We start from the raw sequence: 1404 nt of genomic DNA on the forward strand, positions 1-1404 counted from the left end.
ACTAGTGTCGCATTAAAATAATTTAATGCGTTAAATCGAACTGAATTTTCTATTATTTATTACAAGCACAAAAAAATCCTTTATACTGGTTGGGCGGTAGGTAACCATCCAAATCCAACATAAAGGACTCACTTATGCATAATTTTACACGAAAAACATCATTTGAACAATGGTTTTCACCGATTTCCTCCACAAAACTAGCGGAATTGGTTGAAATCAATCAATTAAATACCTATACGAAGAAGCTTCATATGGCTTCCTTCTTGAAATTACTCTTGTTTGCGCAACTGAATGAAACCGAAAGTCTACGGGCAATCAGTGAGACATTGTTTTCAGATGACCTTCAAAAAGTAACGGATTTAGAATCGATTAGCTTCTCACAATTAGGACGCCGATTAAATCAAGTGCCGACAGCGGTTTTTCAAGAGGTCTTTCTCGATTTAGTTGCTCAAATTCATGAAAAAACGCACGATGAGCAGCGCCGAAAAACGACAACACCACTGAAAATCATTGATTCGAGTACGTTGCCACTCAACTTAAACCATCACAAGTGGGCGGAATTTCGCAAAACAAAATCAGGGATTAAGCTTCATTTGCGCCTCGTTTACGTAGAAAAAGGCTGTTCGTATCCAGATAAAGCGGTGCTGACGAACGCGAAAGAACATGATCGTGGCCAACTAGAAGTACTCGTAGATGACAAGGAATGCATGTACGTGTTTGACCGTGGTTACTTGGATTATGAGCGATTTGACCGCATGACGGACGATGGCTATTTCTTCGTCTCGCGCTTGCGGAAAAACGCGGTCACACGTGTCACAGAACAGTTTGAACTGCCAGAAGAATCGCTCGTGTTATCGGATGAAATGGTGTTGATTGGTACCACACAAAATCGTGCAGAAAATGTCTTTCGTTTGATTAAAGTGTTAGATTCAAAAGGAAACGAACTGCATCTCATCACGAATCGATTTGATGTAAGCGCTGATGAAATCGCGGAGCTGTACAAATCACGTTGGGCCATTGAGCTGTTTTTCAAATGGCTGAAGCAGCACTTGAACATTAAAAAGTTCTATGCACAGAGCGAGCAAGGCGTGCACAATCAAGTGTACATCGCGATGATTGTGTATTGCCTGCATGTGCTGGCACAATTGGACACGAACAGCTCGAGGACGTACTTACAAATTAGTCGGTTACTCAAAGCAGCACCGTGGAAATCCGCTCACTTATGGACGCGAAAAATTGCCGGAAAAGCCGTTCCATAAAGATTTTCACCTGTCTGTCGCACCCGTCACAGGTTATAGTAAAAAAATGGATGTTTACTACCTCTGTTTAAGTGTCTTTATTTTTCTTCTCAGGTGGAAAAATAAGTAAATTTAAAATTCGGTTAACATTTATGCGACGCTAGTG

The 1404-nt window shown here is 41.0% G+C and carries 1 protein-coding gene; it reads left to right on the top strand.

Annotated elements, in window-relative coordinates:
• The first annotated feature begins 134 nt into the window (after window positions 1-134).
• Window positions 135-1259 carry an IS4 family transposase gene (locus tag A6K76_RS11180; RefSeq protein ID WP_066465099.1) on the top strand — a complete coding sequence of 375 codons (1125 nt, stop codon included), beginning with the start codon at window positions 135-137 and terminating at the stop codon, window positions 1257-1259.
• The last annotated feature ends 145 nt before the right edge of the window (window positions 1260-1404 follow it).

Origin of the sequence: Caryophanon latum, assembly GCF_001700325.1 — a bacterium.
Taxonomy (GTDB): Bacteria; Bacillota; Bacilli; order Bacillales_A; family Planococcaceae; genus Caryophanon; species Caryophanon latum.